Below are 16,145 nucleotides of genomic sequence, written 5' to 3' on the forward strand. Positions count from 1 at the left end.
CTACCCAATGCCGCCCGGGTGGAAGCCTCATCTGTGTCATCTCTCTGTCGCATTGTCAGGCTAAGTTAAGCCCATGGATAAGCAGTGTTAAGCTGGGGCAATGAGCCGGTTCTCCTTCGAGCATGCCTTCGAGATAGATACCCTTAAGCGGCTGATCGCCCAGCATCAGGCGCATTTTCGGCATCGCTCATTGCTGGATTTTTATTATCGCGGTGAGGCGCTGTCGGTAACTGCCATCGAGCTGGGGGCACAAGATGCCGACGCTCCCTGTGTGCTCTTTGTCGGTGGGGTTCACGGGGTCGAGCGAATCGGCGCCCAGGTGGTGCTGGCGTTTCTCGGCAGCCTGCTCAACCGACTCGAGTGGGACACGCACCTGCAGGCACTGTTAAGAAAAGTAAGGTTGGCCTTCATCCCTATAGTGAATCCGGCGGGATTTCTGCGCGGCAGTCGCGGCAATGGCCAGAATGTGGATCTGATGCGCAACGCGCCGATTGAGGCGCAGGAGGGAGTGACCTTCCTGGTGGGCGGTCAGCGCTTCTCTCAGCATCTGCCCTGGTATCGTGGCGAGACGATGGCGGCTGAAACTAAGGCCTTGATAGACTATGTCACCTCGTTACACCAACGCAGTAGCAGCCTGCTGGTACTGGATGCCCACTCGGGCTTCGGGCTCAGGGATCACCTCTGGTTCCCCCATGCCCATACCCGCGAGCCCTTCGCCGGCATCGGCTATGTTTATCAACTGCATAAGTTGTTCGAGAAGGGTTACCCCCACCACGGCCACTATCAGCTAGCGCCCCAGAGTCATTTCTACCGCACCCATGGTGACATCTGGGACTATCTGGTGACCCAGGTTGACGGCAAGATCCCCTTCGTACCGCTAACCTTAGAGATGGGGTCCTGGGCCTGGGTACGCAAGAATCCGCGCCAGCTATTCAACTTTCCCGGCTACTTCAACCCCCAGGCGCCCCACAGGCACCACAGGATCTTGCGTCGTCACGTGGTGTTGATGCAGTTTCTGCTCGACGCCGCCTATGGCAGGGTGCTGGAGCGGCTCACGCCGTCCGAGCTGTCGATGCTCACCGCCGAGGGGCTGAGGCTTTGGTTTAATCGAGGAGTGAGATGACTACCTGGGTAATGCTGAGAGGCTTGATGCGCGACGAGCGCCACTGGCAGGGCTTTGTCGAGCGCCTGACTGATGCCGGTGAGCGGGTGATCACTGTGGATCTGCCCGGTAATGGTCGCCTTGCCGATGAGGTGAGTCCCAAGTCGATAGACGGCTATTGTGACAGTGTGTGGCGCCAGGTATTGCCTCATATCAATCCCTTCAGGGGCAAGTCAGTGGTGCTGATCGGCCTCTCCATGGGGGGCATGACGGCGCTGGCGCTCGCCAGTCGTTATCCGGATCGCGTCCGCCAGGTGGTGCTGCTCAACAGCAGCGCCGCCAATCTCTCCCCCTGGTATCGCCGCTTTCGCCTGCTCCCCTTGCTGAGGGCGATATTAGGCGGAGTGCGCCTCAAGCTGACCCAGCTGGGCAGGGGCCTCAGCCTGGTGGAGGCCTGTGTGCTGCAATACACTAGTCTGCATCATGGCGACAACCTGGCGTTGATCGCTAACTGGAGTCGTTGGCGCAATGAGCGACATACCAGCCTCTGTAATGGGGTTCGCCAGCTTATCGCCTGCGCCCGCTTTCAGACGCCGCCCCTGTCGAGTATTCCCGTGACGCTTATCTGCGCCGCCGAGGACAATCTGGCCGATCCCCGCTGCAGCCGGGCATTGGCGAGTTTCTATCATACCGAGGCGCTAGTGTTGCCCAATTGCGGCCACGACATCAGCCTGGACGCGCCAGAGGCGCTGCTGGCTTGTCTGCGGGCGAACATTACCTCGAATAGCGATGAATCGTCACAATAATGTTGTTTTACTGTCATCTGCGCTGGCTAGTATCCCTGGCCAACTATGATCAATCTAAGGAATAATAGCGTGAAAGATCAATCGACTAAATTGACGGCTCTGGCAGGGATTTTGTTGGGTAGCCTGGCTCTCGCCGGGTGTGACAGCAGCGATGATGACAATCAGGAAACCAGTAACCCACTCGCTCAGGCCATGGGCATTGATAAGCAGGTGCCGGCCCAGGTGGGTGTCAGACCCCTGTTTCTGGTGGATCAGATGGTCGATGGCGAGCTCAAGAGCCAGCTGGAGCAATGTCGCCAGGGGCCTTTCTATCGCAGCGACTTTGCCATAGGCCATCGCGGCGCGGCGATGCAGTTTCCTGAGCATACGAAAGAGTCTTACCAGGCGGCGATCGACTCGGGCGCAGGCGTGGTGGAGTGTGACGTGACCTTTACCGCCGACAAGGCGCTGGTGTGCCGTCACTCCCAGTGCGACCTGGCCACCACCACCAACATTCTGGCCATAGAGGATATTGCCGCCAAGTGCAGCGCACCCTTCACCCCGGCCGATGCCGTTAACGGCGTGAGCGCCACTGCCACCTGTTGTACCAGCGACATTACCCTGGCGGATTTCAAGCGTCTCAAGGGCAAGATGGATGGCGCCAACCCAGATGCCACCACGGTGGAAGAGTATATGGCGGGCACACCCAACTGGCGCACGGATCTCTATGCCGGTGAGGGGACACTGATGACCCACGCCGAGAGCATCGCCATGTTTAAGGCGGCGGGCGTCAAGATGACCCCGGAGCTGAAGTCGCCGAGCGTGACCATGCCGTTTGATGGCATGACGCAGGCGGACTATGCCCAAATGATGTTGGATGAGTATCAGGCGGCAGGTGTTGCACCATCGAGTGTCTATCCCCAGTCGTTCAATCTCGATGACGTGAAATATTGGATTGCCAATGCGCCCGAGTTTGGTCAGCAGGCGGTCTATCTGGATGACAGGTATGATCTGAACGACTTCGACCCCCAGGACAGTAGCAGCTGGTCACCCAGCATGGATAGCCTGGCAAATGATGGCGTGCAGATCATAGCGCCGCCACTCTGGGTATTGGTTACGCTGGATGATGAGGGCAAGATAGTGCCTTCGGAGTATGCTAAGGCGGCCAACGACGCGGGCCTTAAGATCATCACCTGGACCCTGGAGCGCTCAGGCCTGTTGACTCAGGGGGGGGGCTGGTATTATCAGAGCATCACTGAGGCGATCAAGGATGAAGGCAAGGCCTTCGAGCTGCTGGATGTGTTGGCGAAAGACGTTGGGGTGATCGGTGTGTTTAGCGACTGGCCGGCGACCGTAACCTACTACGCCAACTGCATGGCGAAATAAGCCCTTTGGATTTTACCGACTGAGATAAAAGGCGAGATAAACAAGAGGCGCGCTCCTTAGAGCGCGCCTCTTCTATTTTGTGCCAGGGTAAAAGGAGAGGAGCGGCTTAGCCGAGCGCCAGCTCCTTGGCCCGGCGGGCGGCGCTGTCCATCGCCCTGGCGACTAAGGCATCGAGATCCCCGTGCTGAAACGCGAGTACCGCCTGCTCAGTGGTGCCCTTGGGTGAGGTGACCTGGTGGCGGAGGTTAGCGAGTCCCTCCTTGCTGGCCATCGCCATAGAGACGGCGCCCATGGCGCTCTGCAGTACCGCCTTGCTGGCGGTCTTGGGTGGTAGCCCCTGGGCAATAGCGGCCTTCTCCATTGCCTCTAGAAACAGGAAGAAGTAGGCGGGCGAGCTACCTGCGGTGGCCACTATGCTGGCCATCTGATTCTCATCTTCGAGCCAGACGGTATCGCCGACGGCGCGCATCAGCTGCTCTGCGTCATCGAAGGCCTGTCTGTCGAGGTGACCCGGTACATAAAGGCCGGTGAGTCCCTTGCCGATGGCCGTGGGCAGGTTGGGCATGGCACAGACCAGCTGAGTATTTCGCGGTAGCTTGTCTGAGATGCTGGCGTGGGTTAGCCCTGCGGCGATGGAGATCACCAGTTTTTGCTCGCCGCCTTGGTCTCCGCGCTGTTCATTGAGTTGTCCTAGCAGAGGACGCAGCTCGTCACATACCAGGGGAACGATAAAGGGCTTCACTGCCAGTATGATGATGTCGGCAAAAGCCACCGCGGCGCTGTTGTCCGAATGTACCCTGACATTAAATTCTTTCACCAGGCGGCTACGTGTATGCTGGCTCGGCGCACATACCAAGATATGTTCGCTCTTGTGGCCATGCTTGACTAGGCCGCGAATGATGGCGCTGGCCATGTTGCCGCCGCCGATGAAGGCGATGCGTAACTGGGGGGCTAACCCCGGGTCTTGAAAAGAGATGTTGGGCCTCCTATGAATGTTTGCTAGGCGCGGATCTGACCGTCGCCATTGACCAGATATTTCTCCGTGGTTAGGGATTCCAGCCCCATGGGACCGTAGGCATGCAGCTTAGTGGTGGCGATACCGATCTCGGCGCCCAGGCCAAGCTCGCCGCCGTCCGAGAAGCGTGACGAGGCGTTGACCATGACCACAGAGGCGTCGACCGTACGTTGGAAACGTTTGGCGGTCAGCTCGTTTTCGGTGCAGATCACCTCGGTATGGCGGCTGCCGAAGCGATGAATGTGGGTGAGGGCCTGGTCAAAATCCTTCACCTGACGCACGGCAATTTCGAGCGCCAGATATTCCTGGCCAAACTCCTCTTCGCTGAGTACCTGGGCGCCCGCGAAGTATTGCTGGGAATTGGCGCAGCAGTTGATCTTCACTTGATGCTCGGCCAGTGCCGTGGCAGCCATGGCAAGAAACTTAGGGGCAATCTCGCTGTGTACCAGCAGGCCCTCGAGTGCGTTACACACGCCTGTGCGTTGGGTCTTGCCGTTTAGCAGCAGGGCCAGCGCCTTATCAAGATCCGCATCCTTATCTACATACAGGTGACAGACGCCCTTAAAGTGCTGAATAACAGGTACCTTGCTATGTTCGGTAACGAAGTTAATCAGGCCTTCGCCGCCGCGGGGAATGATGACGTCAATGGTGTCTTGCTGTTGCATCAGTTCCATCAGCAGGGCGCGATCTGGATCTGGTACCACGGCGATCAGTGCGGCCGGTAGGCCATATTGTTTGAGGACCTTCTGCAGGACGGCGGCGATCACCTTGCTGGTGTGCAGTGCTTCCTTGCCGCCCCTTAAGATCACCGCATTGCCCGACTTAAAGCACAGGGCGCCGGCGTCGGCGGTGACGTTGGGGCGCGCCTCGTAGATCATGCACACCACACCCAGTGGTACCCGCATCTTGCTGATGTTGAGGCCGTTGGGACGGGTACTCAGGTCACGCTGGGCACCGATAGGATCGGGTAGGGTGGCGATGTTCTCTATCCCCTGGGCCATCGCCTCGATACGATCCCCGTCCAGCGTCAGCCTGTCTATCATGGCGGCGCTCAGGCCAGCCTGTTCGGCGGACGCGAGATCGATAAGGTTGGCGCTGCGGATCTCGAAGCTGGCGGCGCGCAGGCTGCGTGCCATGTCCAGCAATATGGTGTTCTTGGTCTGGGTGTCGACCTGGGCCAGCGTCTTTGCGGCCTCGGCGGCATCCCTCGATAGGGTTTCGATAATGCTCATATTTACTCCAATATGGCGATGTTCTCATCGCTTAAGATGGGACCGGTTTGCTGCTCCACATCGTGGGCAAAGGTACGGTCCGGCTGCTTGGCGATAAAATTCAGTAAGCAACTGCTGTAATTGGCCTGAGCCTTCGCCAGCTTAGTGCCATCGCCTTTGCGCACTAAGATGGTGTCACCGACGGAAAAGTTGCCTTTTACGGCCACTACATCGTCGCTGGTCAGTTGCGTCTCTTGGTCATCCAGGGCAGCGTCGAAGTTATTTTCGACGATCACCTCGCCCTGGGCCTGTGAGGTGTGGGTCATCCAGTGCACATGCTCCTGCATGGGCTGGTCGAACGGGGTGAATAGCGTCCCCGGGTTTTGTCCCTTGAGCAGGCGATTGAAGGCGTCTGGGTCGAAGCCATTGATGATCACCGTCTCTATGCCGTGGGCGATCGCCTTCTCGGCCGCCTCGATCTTGGTGCGCATGCCGCCGGTGCCGACCTCGCTGGTGGCGCCGCCAGCCATGGCATAGATGGCATCATTGATCTCGTTCACCTGTTTGATCAGCTTGGCATCGTCGTGCATCTGGGGATTCTTGGTGTAGAGCCCGTTAACGTCGGAGCAGATGATCAGGGCGTCGGCATCGGCCGCCGCCGCGACCATGGCCGACAGGTTATCGTTGTCGCCGACCCGCAGTGTGTCTGTGGTGACCGCATCATTCTCGTTGACTATGGGCAGCAGGCCGTGATCCAGCAGGCTGAACAGGGTGTTCTTGATGCTGATGTACCGTTCACGATCCCTGAGATCACCATGGGTGACCAGTAGCTGGGCCGAGGGAAAGTCGAATAACTTGTCCCAGGTGGCCATCATGTCGGCCTGGCCTGCGGCGGCCATCGCCTTCTTCTGTGATACCGTAGGTTGCTTGAGATCACCCAGCCTGTGCCAGCCCGCGGCCACCGAACCCGAGGAGACCAGGACGACCTGGACCCCCTTGGCGCGGCAGTTTGCGATAAATTGGGCGATACCCAGCAGATAGTGGCTGCTGCATCCTTGCTTATGGGGCGCGATCAGGGCACTACCCACCTTAACGACGATGCGTTTCCAGTGTATGTTTGCCATGTTTTTCCCGCCTTATCTTTGCTCTGCTAGCTGACGCCCGGCCTCGTCGAAGGTTTCAATGGTGTTCTCACAGGGATCGCCATCTAAGGCACTAACTCCCCAGATCACCAGGCTGCTGGCCATAAACCCTGGGATCATCTCATAGAGCATAGAACTCAGGGCCTTACCCTCGGGCAGTACCGGTGCATAGATCCAGAAGAGGACTGTGGCGGCACCGGCTATGATACCGGCTACGGCAGCCTTGTGGGTCAGGTTCTTCTTGTAGAGGCTAAACAGGACGAGCGGGCCGAAGGCGGCACCGAAACCTGCCCAGGCGTTACTCACCAGAGATAGGATGCTGTTGGAGCGATCCAGTGCCAGCAGGCTGGCGACTATGGCCACGCCGGCAACGCCGAAGCGTCCAAGCTTAACCATCTCCTCTTCGCTGGCCGCTTTCTTCGAGACTACGCGGTAGATATCTTCGGTCAGCGAGCTCGATGACACCAGCAGCTGTGACGAGATGGTACTCATGATGGCCGCTAAGATCGCCGCGAGCAGGAAGCCGCTGATCAAAGGATGGAACAGTAGCTCTGAGAAGACGATAAAGATGGTCTCTGGGTCGCTCAACTTCATGTCGAACTTGTTGGCATAGGCGATACCCACCAGACCGGTGGCCAGTGCGCCTATGATGGTGACCGTCATCCAGCTCATGCCTATGTTCTTGGCGGTCTTGATGTCCGATACACTACGGATAGCCATGAAGCGGACTATGATATGGGGCTGGCCAAAGTAACCCAGGCCCCATGAGAGCGCCGAAATCAGTCCCAGCAGGGTGACGTTTTGCATCGCATCACCGAAATGGGGGATAGATTCGTAGGCGAAATTCATCATCTTATCGGCGTTGCTGAATTCCTGATAGGCCACCACGGGCACCAAGATCAGCGCGATAAACATGATGCAGCCCTGGACGAAGTCGGTCAGGCTGACGGCAAGGAAGCCGCCAAGCAGGGTGTATGACACGACCACCCCTAGGGTGATCACCAGTCCCAGCTCGTAGTTGACCTCGAAGGCCGACTCGAACAGCTTACCGCCCGCTACCAGGCCTGCCGAGGTGTAGAGGGTAAAGAAGATCACTATGATGATCGCCGAGATGATGCGTACATGGCTGCTGGGATCATGGAAACGTTTGGCGAAGAATTCCGGAATCGTCAGTGCGTTGTTGGCGACTTCGGTATATACCCTCAGCTTAGGCGCGACAATCAGATAATTCACCAAGGCACCCAATAACAGGCCGAAGGCGATGTAGATGGTCTCGAACCCTACCAGGAACATGGCACCGGGCAGGCCCATCAGCATCCAGCCACTCATGTCGGAGGCGCCGGCAGAGAGGGCGGTGACCTGAGGGCTCACCTGTCTGCCGCCCAAGATGTAGCCCGATACGTCGTCGGTCGAGCGGCGGTAGGCAAACAGGCCTATGGCCAACATGGCCAGAAAATAGATAGCGAGGGAGATGTAGGTTAAGTAATGCATGGATTTATTGGCCTCCTAACGCTTTGTTATTTTGAATCCCGCCGGGTTTCAACATGACAAAAAGATAGGTACTTAAGATGGCGAATAGACAGGTGAGTTGCATGGCATAGGTGGCCTTGCCGTGGAGCTTGTGCCACGCCTGTGAGATGAGATTTTCTTCCGTTGCATTGTCTGACGACATTGTGCCCTCCTGATAGGCTTGTAAAAGTAATTAGAAAACTAATAGTTAGTGCTCGAACTATATTAACATCCAAACTAACTAATTTTCCACCCCGATCCAGGCGCAAGGGCCAGTGACAACCCACAGTACATCGGCTGTAGCCCTTATCTGTTCTGGGGTTGAGTCGTTATTGCATTTTGTTGAAATAAAAATGAACGACAGGGATAAGCATAGAAAAAGTGTGGGTTTAAACTGATATTTGTATGAAATTTCATCTGTTATCTGTGATGAAATGTTGCGTTGGCAGGTGTTAACGCATCGCCAGCCCGTTGGGGCTGGGCTTGGCGGGGGAGCTGATGTGGTATGAGCTTTATGTTGGGGTGAGTATTTTGGTTAGTTCTGTAACTATTTGCGTGGTCAGCATCCGTCTTGTCTCTCGATAATAAACCATCTGCCGCTCACTTCATGAAGGCGTGTTGGCGTCTGCTGTTGCCGGCGTAATCTGGGCTATCACGAAATCGATGAACAGATTGATCAGGGCCGAGTCTTTTCGCCTATGGCTGTATAGGGCATAGAAGTTGGATGATGCCAGGCGATAGTCGGGCAGTATGGTCACCAGCTCGCCGCGATGAAGCTCGGCCTCTACCAGGTACTTGGGCAGCACCGCGATGCCGAGTCCCGCTTTAACAGCCTGGTAGATGGCATTCTTATTGTTGAAGGAGAGTTCGCCGTCGAGTTGAATTTCAACCTTCTGATTAGCGTTAAGCAGCTTGATACGGTCGAACGCCTTGTCTCTGCCGGTGAGAGTGATCATCTCGTGCCGGGTTAGCGCCTCGGGATTCTCTGGGGCCGCATGTCGACTCAGGTAGTCGGGACTGGCGCACAGCAGAGATTCGTCGGCCATAATCAGGCGGGCCAGGTAGGGCTCATTGGTGATCTGAGTGCTGCGAAAGGCGATATGTAGCTTGTCTCTGTGTAGATCGCTGGTTTCGTTGGAGAAGCTGGCCTTGATGCGAACATCAGGGTGGCATTGTTTAAAGGCCAATATGATGGGGGTTAGTATGCGCTCCCCCCATAGCTCGGGGGCGGTCAGGCGCAGCTCGCCGCTGAGCTGGGTCTTCTGACTGCTCAGGCTGTCCAGCAGTTCGTCGTTGAGTTCGAGGATCTCCCGGGACTTGTGATAGAAGAGTTCCCCGGCATCCGTGGTGGTCACATGTCGGGTGCTACGTTGCAGCAAGCGGGTATCGAGCAGGCTTTCCAGGTATTGAATATCCTTAGAGGCCTTGCTCGGGGTAACTGATAGCTGCCTGGCCGCCGCGGCAAAGGATCCATGGTGGACGATGGCGGCGAACAGTTTCATCAGGTAGATGGTATCTAGCTTATTCTTCACTGATATTGTTTCCTCTTGGGAAATTTACTCTTGCTATTTGATTTGATTATATCCTGTTGCTCGAGTGTGTACAGTAGGGGCCATGAGTTTACTGACGTGGAATATCTCCTATGGCGACGACAAGTTTTACCCATCCACAGCTTTTTAGCCGCGCAGGCAAGAGTGCGAAGAACAAGGCGGTCTTGGCTCCGCTGACCCATAACATGAGTGAGGACAATGGCGATCTCAGCAGCGACGAGATGGCCTGGTTGAGTCTTTGTGCCCGAGGCGGATTCGGCACACTGATCTTGGCCGCCACCCAGGTATTGCCTGGCGGACGCTGCTGGCAGGGCCAGCCAGGTCTGATGAGCGATTTTCAACAGGGTCAGCTTGCCAAGGTCGCTGCGATGGCCAGACGTCATCGGGTGCTGACCATAGTGCAGCTGCATCATGGCGGCGTGCGTGCCTCGGTGGAGTTAAACGAGCGTGCTCCTATGGGTCCTTCGGCCATCGCCGCCGGTGGACGCTATCCTCTCGGAGTAGAGGAGATGAGCGGTGAGCAGATTGCCGAGCTGACCGAAGGCTTTGTTAGTGCGGCGCAGCGCGCCTATGAGGCGGGCATGGATGGCGTAGAGCTCCACGGCGCCCACAACTTCCTCTTGTGTAACTTTCTCAATCCCACCCTGAACCTGCGTAGCGACGAATGGGGCGGCAGCGTCTTTAAGCGCACCAAGATGCTGCGCGACATCATAGCCGAGATCCGTCGTCGCCTGCCCCGCAACTTCATCGTCGGGGTGCGTCTGTCGCCAGAAAGCTATGCCAATGTGCGTGGCATAGCGCTGAGCCATCAGATGGAGGTCGCCAACATACTTGCGACCCAGGATATCGACTACCTGCACTTCTCCATGGGGGACAGCTTTAAGGCACCGAATGAAGGCGAGGGCAGCTCGCTGCTGGCGCATATTCGCGAAGGTTTTACCGGTGACATTCCCCTGATGGTGGCGGGGAATATAGCCGATGGTCTCAGTGCCCAGCAGGCGTTGCATCTGGGGGCCGACATGGTGGCCGTGGGCAGAGCGGCGCTGGGAAATCCCGACTGGTTTAACCGGGTGGCGACCCGTACTAAGTTGGTTAATCCGCCCTTTAGTCGAAAGCAGCTGAGTCTTAATGGCTTCAATGCCAAGGGATTGCAATATCTGCTTTCCGTGCCCGGGCTGGTTGCGAGCACCGAAGATGGCGCTCAGGTGTAACTTACAATATTCACTTAAGATAGGAGAGGCACTGTGGATTTCTCATGGTTATTGGTCTTTATGTTGACCTTCTTTCTGATGTCGGTCTCACCTGGGATCTGCATGCTGCTGGCGATGTCGCTGGGGGCCAACATAGGTGTGCGTCGGACCCTGTGGATGATGCTGGGGGTGTTGGTGGGTATCGCCTCGATCGCCACCTTGGCACTCATCGGCATCGCCAATTTGCTGAGTCGCCATGAATGGTTAATGCTGACGGTGAAATACCTTGGAGCCGCCTATCTCATCTATCTCGGGGTGAAGAGCTGGCGCACACCCTATCGGGCCAGTGAGGTGGAGGCTAAGGCGCAGTCGTCGGCTGGCGCGCTGGCACTGAGTGGCTTCTCGGCAGCGATATCTAATCCTAAGGCTTGGGCCTTCCTGATAACCTTGCTGCCACCCTTTATTCGCCCGGAGCAGCCTATGATGTTCCAGTCACTTGTCTTGCTGACGCTGGTAGTGGTTATAGAGTTTTCCTGCCTGTTGCTCTATGCCTATGGTGGGCGTCAGCTCTCTGCCTTCCTCCTGCAGCGAGGTCGGGGGGAGTGGCTCAATCGTCTCTCGGGTGCCTTGCTTTTTCTGGTCGCAGCACTCTGGCTGAGCTTTTAATCTAAGAGCAAGAGTAGGCCAAGCGCTTGACCTTTATGCCTAAATCACGTTTTTCGCCCCGGCTGTTATACTCAATGAACGGCAGCGAGTTGGGGGGGATGGCATGAGCTGGCAGGATATCAAGGAGATCTTATCTTTCGTTCTCTTCACCTACGGGGACTCGGCGATAACCGTCTCCCAGGTGTTGCAGGTGCCGCTGCTGCTGCTGTTGGCCTGGTTTATCGTGACCCGGATCGGCAAGCTGATCCGCCGCGCCATGCTGGCGCGCAAGGTCGCCCCCGATGCGGTGCACCTCTTTTCCCGCATCTACCTCATCCTGGCGATTGCCATCATTGTGGTGACTAGCCTGGAGATCCTCAATATCCCCCTTAAGGCCTTCGCCTTCGTGTCCGGTGCCATAGCCATTGGGGTGGGCTTTGGGGCACAGAACATCATCAATAACTTCATCAGCGGTTGGATCTTGATGTGGGAGCGGCCGATACGTATCGGTGATTTTCTCGAGATAGGTGAGACCAAGGGGGTGGTGGAGAGCATCAATACCCGCTCGACCCTGATCCGCCGTAACGACGGAGTTCACATGCTGGTGCCTAACAGCCACCTGCTGGAAAATACCGTCACCAACTGGACCCTTATCGACAACATCGCCCGCTCGACCGTCAGGGTGGGCGTTGCCTATGGGGCCGATGTGGAGAGGGTGGCCGATATCATCAAGCAGACGCTGGATGAACACGAGGAGATCTTAACCGCGCCAACCCCCATCGCCATCTTCGAAGACTTTGGTGACAACGCACTCATATTCGATGGCATCTTTTGGGTGTGTGCCAACACAGAGGCGGATATCCGCCGTATTCGCAGCGACATCCGCTTTCGTATCTACAAGCTGTTTAATGAGGCCGGTATAGTGATAGCCTTTCCACAGCGGGATCTTCATCTGGATGGCGAGCTTAAGATCACCAAGGCAGCGCCAAGGGTGTCAGAGGATGAACAGGGTCGCCAGACCTAGGAAGGCGAAGAAGCCGACCACATCTGTGACTGTGGTGAGTACCACGCCACCCGCCAAAGCGGGATCTATGCCTATCTTCTTCAGCAGCACAGGAATGCTGGCACCGGCGAGGACACCTGTGACAAGTACTATCACCATAGCGAGACCAAATACCAGCCCCAGCTGCCAGTCGCCGAACCACTTGAGGGCGATAACGGCGACCAAGGATGCCCAAAGCAGCCCATTGAGCGCGCCGATGCTGAATTCGTGCCCTATTAGCTTGATGATGTTATTGCGATTGATCTGATCTAGCGCCAGGCCACGTGTGACTAAGGTTAGGGTCTGACTACCGGCGACGCCGCCCATACTGGCCACCACTGGCATGAGCACGGCGAGGGCCACTACCTTCTCGATGGCCGCCTCGAACAGGCCGATCACCCAGGCGGCGAGGAAGGCGGTGAGCAGGTTCACGCCGAGCCAGAGCGCTCGTCTTGTGGCACTTCTCACTATGGGAGCAAACATATCCGGGTGACTGTTTAGGCCTGCCTGAGAGTAGAGGGCCTTATTGGCCTCGTCCTGGATCACGTCGATCACATCATCCACTGTGATGCGGCCAATCAGCTTATGTTTGTCGTCTACCACGGGGGCCGAGAGTAGGTCTTTGTCTTTAAAGGCCTGCGCTACCTTATTGGCGGGCATTTGTGGTGTGAAACTGGTGACCTCGGTGGACATCAGCTCACGTATGCTGGTGTCCATCTCGCTGGAGACCAGCAGGCTAAGAGGGACTATGCCGAGCAGAGTATTGTTTCTGTCGACCACCATCAGGCTGTCCAAATGCTCGGGGAGTTGACCTTCTCGCTGGCGTAGACGGCGTAGATAACGCAGCGCCGCCTTGACAGAGACATCGGCGCGCAGGGCGCTGATATCTACATCCATCAGGCCGCCGGCGCTCTGGTCGGGATAGTCTCTGACCAGCTCGTATCTCTGCCGGCGCTGGGTATCCATCGCCTGCACCATGGCCGAGACCACAGGCATTGGCAGATCGGCGTCGATATCTGCCAGCTCATCCATCTGCATCTGACTCAGGCCGGCGATCAGTTTCTCTTCCTCTGTTTGCTCGATCAGTGTGTGTCGCTGGGATTGGGGCAGGGCCAAGAGCACCTTGGCACAGCGCTGAGGGGGAACCTGGGCCCAGACGCTTAGCCTCTCTTTCGGTGGCAGAGACTCCAATAGCCTGGCTATTTCGGCGCTGGCTATCTCGCCTAAGGTGCTTGAGATGACGTCGCCATCGCCTTTAAGCAAGGCGGCGTCTATCTTGTCTGCAAGTTGCTGAAATTTGTCGGTCATTCGATATCCTTTACTGCCTGGGTTGCACGACTCGGCCTGTCTTTTGTGGGCTGGACTTTTATCTTTCAAGTGACGGAGGGAGTAAGCCAAGCTTAGTATACGCTAACGAATTTAGAGCCTTAGTGATAGCTTTGTTTCTTAAGCTGTTAACTAAAGTGCTTAGTCGATGACGTAAGGTTGGGGGGCTGGGCAAGTTGGATGATTTATATAATCCATCCCTTAAAGCGCCGACAGCTCACCCGATCAGGTGCGTTTTGCCTAGGTGATGTTTAGGGACGCTCACCACCTCTACTGGCTGAGCTTTCCGTTTCGTTGGCTTTGATGTAAGGCTCTAATAACATGAGCCAGCTGCGTGAGATGGCGGCGTATTCTTCGATGCACAGCTCGGCCCTCTCTTCTCCTAGTAGCCCTTCCTTGACGATGGCGACATACTTGTTGGGGGCGCTGCCGTAGACGTGACAAAGGGTAGTAAAATAGCGTTGATCGTCCAGGCTGTGCTCGTCCCAAAAGTCTTCATCTTTGAGGACGTCTCTGTCGTCACTTTCAAGATCAAATAGATCGGCGGCGCTCAACGCTATCTCCTGACCATCATCGAAAAACTCAATCAGTAACACAGTGGCGAGGGCATCGGCGGCATCTTCCTCTTTGCCGAGAATAGGCAACTGGTACATGTAGATGAGGGCATGGGCAAACTCATGAAACAAGGTATGCAGCAAGGCATCATCGGTCGCCTGCTCGGGCATCACGCCTGTCTTATCATAGTCTGCCTGTTCGAATCTGTGCCTCACCTCGTCAACGAAAGTGTAGGGGATCATGATGCTGGGGCTCTCGCCATCAAATAGCGGGCCATCATCACCGCCAAGGGTAATAACAAGAGGCTCGGCAAGTTTGAAGTGGTCATTGATAAACGCTACGCCTGTTTTCATGACTCCCGATGCGATAAGTTCCTCTCTCACCGCCTGCTCTGCCGCATCGCCAGGATTGCCATACTCGAGACGCACACCAACCTCAGCACAGGCTGACGAAGCCATGAAAACCACACCCGCAACAGCAAACGATATAGATTTTACGATACTCAATATTTTTCCTTACTCGGCAATACGCCAGGAGCTGGGGGGCTGGAGGTGCGAACTTGATTGACTTGTAATACCTTTACTCTTGTTCAAGTCTCGATAGTTTTCTATACATTGATTTCTTTAATTCAGATTTATTCATTCCGTAGTGCATTTCTCTATGGCAGTTTGGGCATAAAGCAACTGCATTGGTTATGGTATCCGAGCCACCGTCAGCCAAGTGGCGAAGGTGATGAACTTCAAGGAAAGGCTCGCCATCAGAAGTTGTGAAGGGGGCTTCAGAGCCACAACACTCACATTTTCCTGATGCCTCCATAAGAATCCAGGCTTTAACTTTTGGGTCTCTATCGGAACTTGTTACTTGTGAATGAGTTTTTCTCGGTTCTTTGACGCCACCTGGTTTGGAAAGACTTCCCTCAGCTTTATATGATACGACTTGAGTTTCAAACTCGACTACATTGGAGAGATTTTGTCTTTCAATTTCAGCTATGAGTCTTTCGATTTCTGCTGCGATTTTCGAACCAACATTTTTCGCTGGTTTTAAGCCATAAATCCATTCCCGCCCCATAAGCGAGTAGACATAAGAGATATTCTGCATTCGAAATTCAAATGATTTTTCGGTACGTCCAAAACGATTAGCAAGTTCTGAATAGATGTGCTTTTTAACGAAATGAATGCCATTAGCTTGGTTAGAACGCATTTGAATATATGCTTCCACTGCGGCTTTCAGCTCTTCTCTTGTCCAATGAGCGCTCAATGCTGTTTCCTTTCAATGCGTTAGAGAGTTAATCCGAACTTCTCATAGAGTCCAATCAAGAACTGTTAGATTTTTTTTAGTCATAACAGATAACTTAATATATGACAATAACTTAGTATTGAGCTTTCTAAGATAACAACTGTTAGGTGCGCAGATGAAGTGAAACTTCACATATTTAGAATGATTTTGGCTTTACTCTACCTGTTTCGACCATCAAATATGGCCTAATCGAAGAGGCGATAGAAGTCAGTGTAAACACAATTTTGGCCTTCGAAATCAGGGATGATTTCGTAGAGCCCACATGGATGATGAGATGGACACCTCTTGTGAAGTCGGCGTCAAAAGCGCCATATTGAATTTACAAGGTTCAATATCAACAAAAGGTGTCCACTATGAAAGTTACTCTAATTGGTATCGATTTGGCAAAAAA

Annotated in this window: 15 protein-coding genes; 6 read left to right on the top strand and 9 right to left on the bottom strand. The window is 55.3% G+C overall.

What is annotated here, in order from left to right:
• Positions 1 to 100 precede the first annotated feature (100 nt).
• From GNT65_RS14730 to GNT65_RS14740, 3 genes are all read left to right on the top strand, one after another.
• Entirely contained in the window at positions 101 to 1,123 is a 1,023-nt protein-coding gene (locus GNT65_RS14730; RefSeq protein ID WP_160797513.1) for a DUF2817 domain-containing protein, read from the top strand.
• Complete coding sequence (locus GNT65_RS14735) at positions 1,120 to 1,908, top strand: alpha/beta fold hydrolase (RefSeq protein WP_160797515.1); 789 nt, start codon at positions 1,120 to 1,122, stop codon at positions 1,906 to 1,908. The genes GNT65_RS14730 and GNT65_RS14735 overlap by 4 nt, the downstream gene beginning before the upstream one ends.
• 69 nt (positions 1,909 to 1,977) lie before the next feature.
• Positions 1,978 to 3,273: a glycerophosphodiester phosphodiesterase family protein gene (locus GNT65_RS14740; protein WP_160797517.1), complete on the top strand. Its 1,296-nt coding sequence runs from the start codon at positions 1,978 to 1,980 to the stop codon at positions 3,271 to 3,273.
• Positions 3,274 to 3,379: 106 nt separating this feature from the next.
• Here the strand turns inward: GNT65_RS14740 and proC are convergent, their stop codons facing one another.
• The 6 genes from proC to GNT65_RS14765 form a co-directional block, all read right to left on the bottom strand.
• The gene (gene proC, locus GNT65_RS14745) at positions 3,380 to 4,267 is read right to left on the bottom strand and encodes a pyrroline-5-carboxylate reductase (protein WP_420853529.1); all 888 of its coding nucleotides are present in this window, start codon (positions 4,265 to 4,267) and stop codon (positions 3,380 to 3,382) included.
• Positions 4,268 to 4,272: 5 nt separating this feature from the next.
• Positions 4,273 to 5,520: a glutamate-5-semialdehyde dehydrogenase gene (locus tag GNT65_RS14750; RefSeq protein WP_160797521.1), complete on the bottom strand. Its 1,248-nt coding sequence runs from the start codon at positions 5,518 to 5,520 to the stop codon at positions 4,273 to 4,275.
• 2 nt (positions 5,521 to 5,522) lie between these two features.
• Entirely contained in the window at positions 5,523 to 6,623 is a 1,101-nt protein-coding gene (gene proB / locus GNT65_RS14755; protein WP_160797523.1) for a glutamate 5-kinase, read from the bottom strand.
• A 12-nt stretch (positions 6,624 to 6,635) separates the two neighbouring features.
• Complete coding sequence (gene putP, locus GNT65_RS14760; RefSeq protein ID WP_160797525.1) at positions 6,636 to 8,132, bottom strand: sodium/proline symporter PutP; 1,497 nt, start codon at positions 8,130 to 8,132, stop codon at positions 6,636 to 6,638.
• 4 nt (positions 8,133 to 8,136) lie between these two features.
• Complete coding sequence (locus GNT65_RS20560) at positions 8,137 to 8,313, bottom strand: hypothetical protein (RefSeq protein WP_181006308.1); 177 nt, start codon at positions 8,311 to 8,313, stop codon at positions 8,137 to 8,139.
• 442 nt (positions 8,314 to 8,755) lie between these two features.
• Positions 8,756 to 9,682, bottom strand: coding sequence for a LysR family transcriptional regulator (locus tag GNT65_RS14765; RefSeq protein ID WP_219822473.1), 927 nt, complete (start codon positions 9,680 to 9,682; stop codon positions 8,756 to 8,758).
• Positions 9,683 to 9,792: 110 nt separating this feature from the next.
• Here GNT65_RS14765 and GNT65_RS14770 point away from each other — a divergent pair, with 110 nt between their 5' ends.
• The 3 genes from GNT65_RS14770 to GNT65_RS14780 all read left to right on the top strand — a co-directional run bounded on the left by GNT65_RS14770 (position 9,793) and on the right by GNT65_RS14780 (position 12,559).
• Positions 9,793 to 10,911, top strand: coding sequence for an NADH:flavin oxidoreductase (locus tag GNT65_RS14770; protein ID WP_160797527.1), 1,119 nt, complete (start codon positions 9,793 to 9,795; stop codon positions 10,909 to 10,911).
• A gap of 33 nt (positions 10,912 to 10,944) precedes the next feature.
• Positions 10,945 to 11,556, top strand: coding sequence for a LysE family translocator (locus tag GNT65_RS14775; RefSeq protein ID WP_160797529.1), 612 nt, complete (start codon positions 10,945 to 10,947; stop codon positions 11,554 to 11,556).
• A gap of 103 nt (positions 11,557 to 11,659) precedes the next feature.
• Entirely contained in the window at positions 11,660 to 12,559 is a 900-nt protein-coding gene (locus GNT65_RS14780) for a mechanosensitive ion channel family protein (protein ID WP_160797531.1), read from the top strand.
• Here the strand turns inward: GNT65_RS14780 and mgtE are convergent.
• The 3 genes from mgtE to GNT65_RS14795 all read right to left on the bottom strand — a co-directional run bounded on the left by mgtE (position 12,530) and on the right by GNT65_RS14795 (position 15,715).
• The gene (gene mgtE, locus GNT65_RS14785; RefSeq protein WP_160797533.1) at positions 12,530 to 13,885 is read right to left on the bottom strand and encodes a magnesium transporter; all 1,356 of its coding nucleotides are present in this window, start codon (positions 13,883 to 13,885) and stop codon (positions 12,530 to 12,532) included. The genes GNT65_RS14780 and mgtE overlap by 30 nt on opposite strands.
• 269 nt (positions 13,886 to 14,154) lie before the next feature.
• Positions 14,155 to 14,916, bottom strand: coding sequence for a DUF4344 domain-containing metallopeptidase (locus GNT65_RS14790; protein WP_160797535.1), 762 nt, complete (start codon positions 14,914 to 14,916; stop codon positions 14,155 to 14,157).
• Positions 14,917 to 15,037: 121 nt separating this feature from the next.
• Positions 15,038 to 15,715 (bottom strand): HNH endonuclease, encoded by a 678-nt coding sequence (locus GNT65_RS14795; protein WP_160797537.1) that lies wholly within the window; start codon positions 15,713 to 15,715, stop codon positions 15,038 to 15,040.
• Between the last annotated feature and the right edge of the window lie 430 nt (positions 15,716 to 16,145).

Origin of the sequence: Shewanella insulae, assembly GCF_009831655.1 — a bacterium.
Classification (GTDB): domain Bacteria; phylum Pseudomonadota; class Gammaproteobacteria; order Enterobacterales; family Shewanellaceae; genus Shewanella; species Shewanella insulae.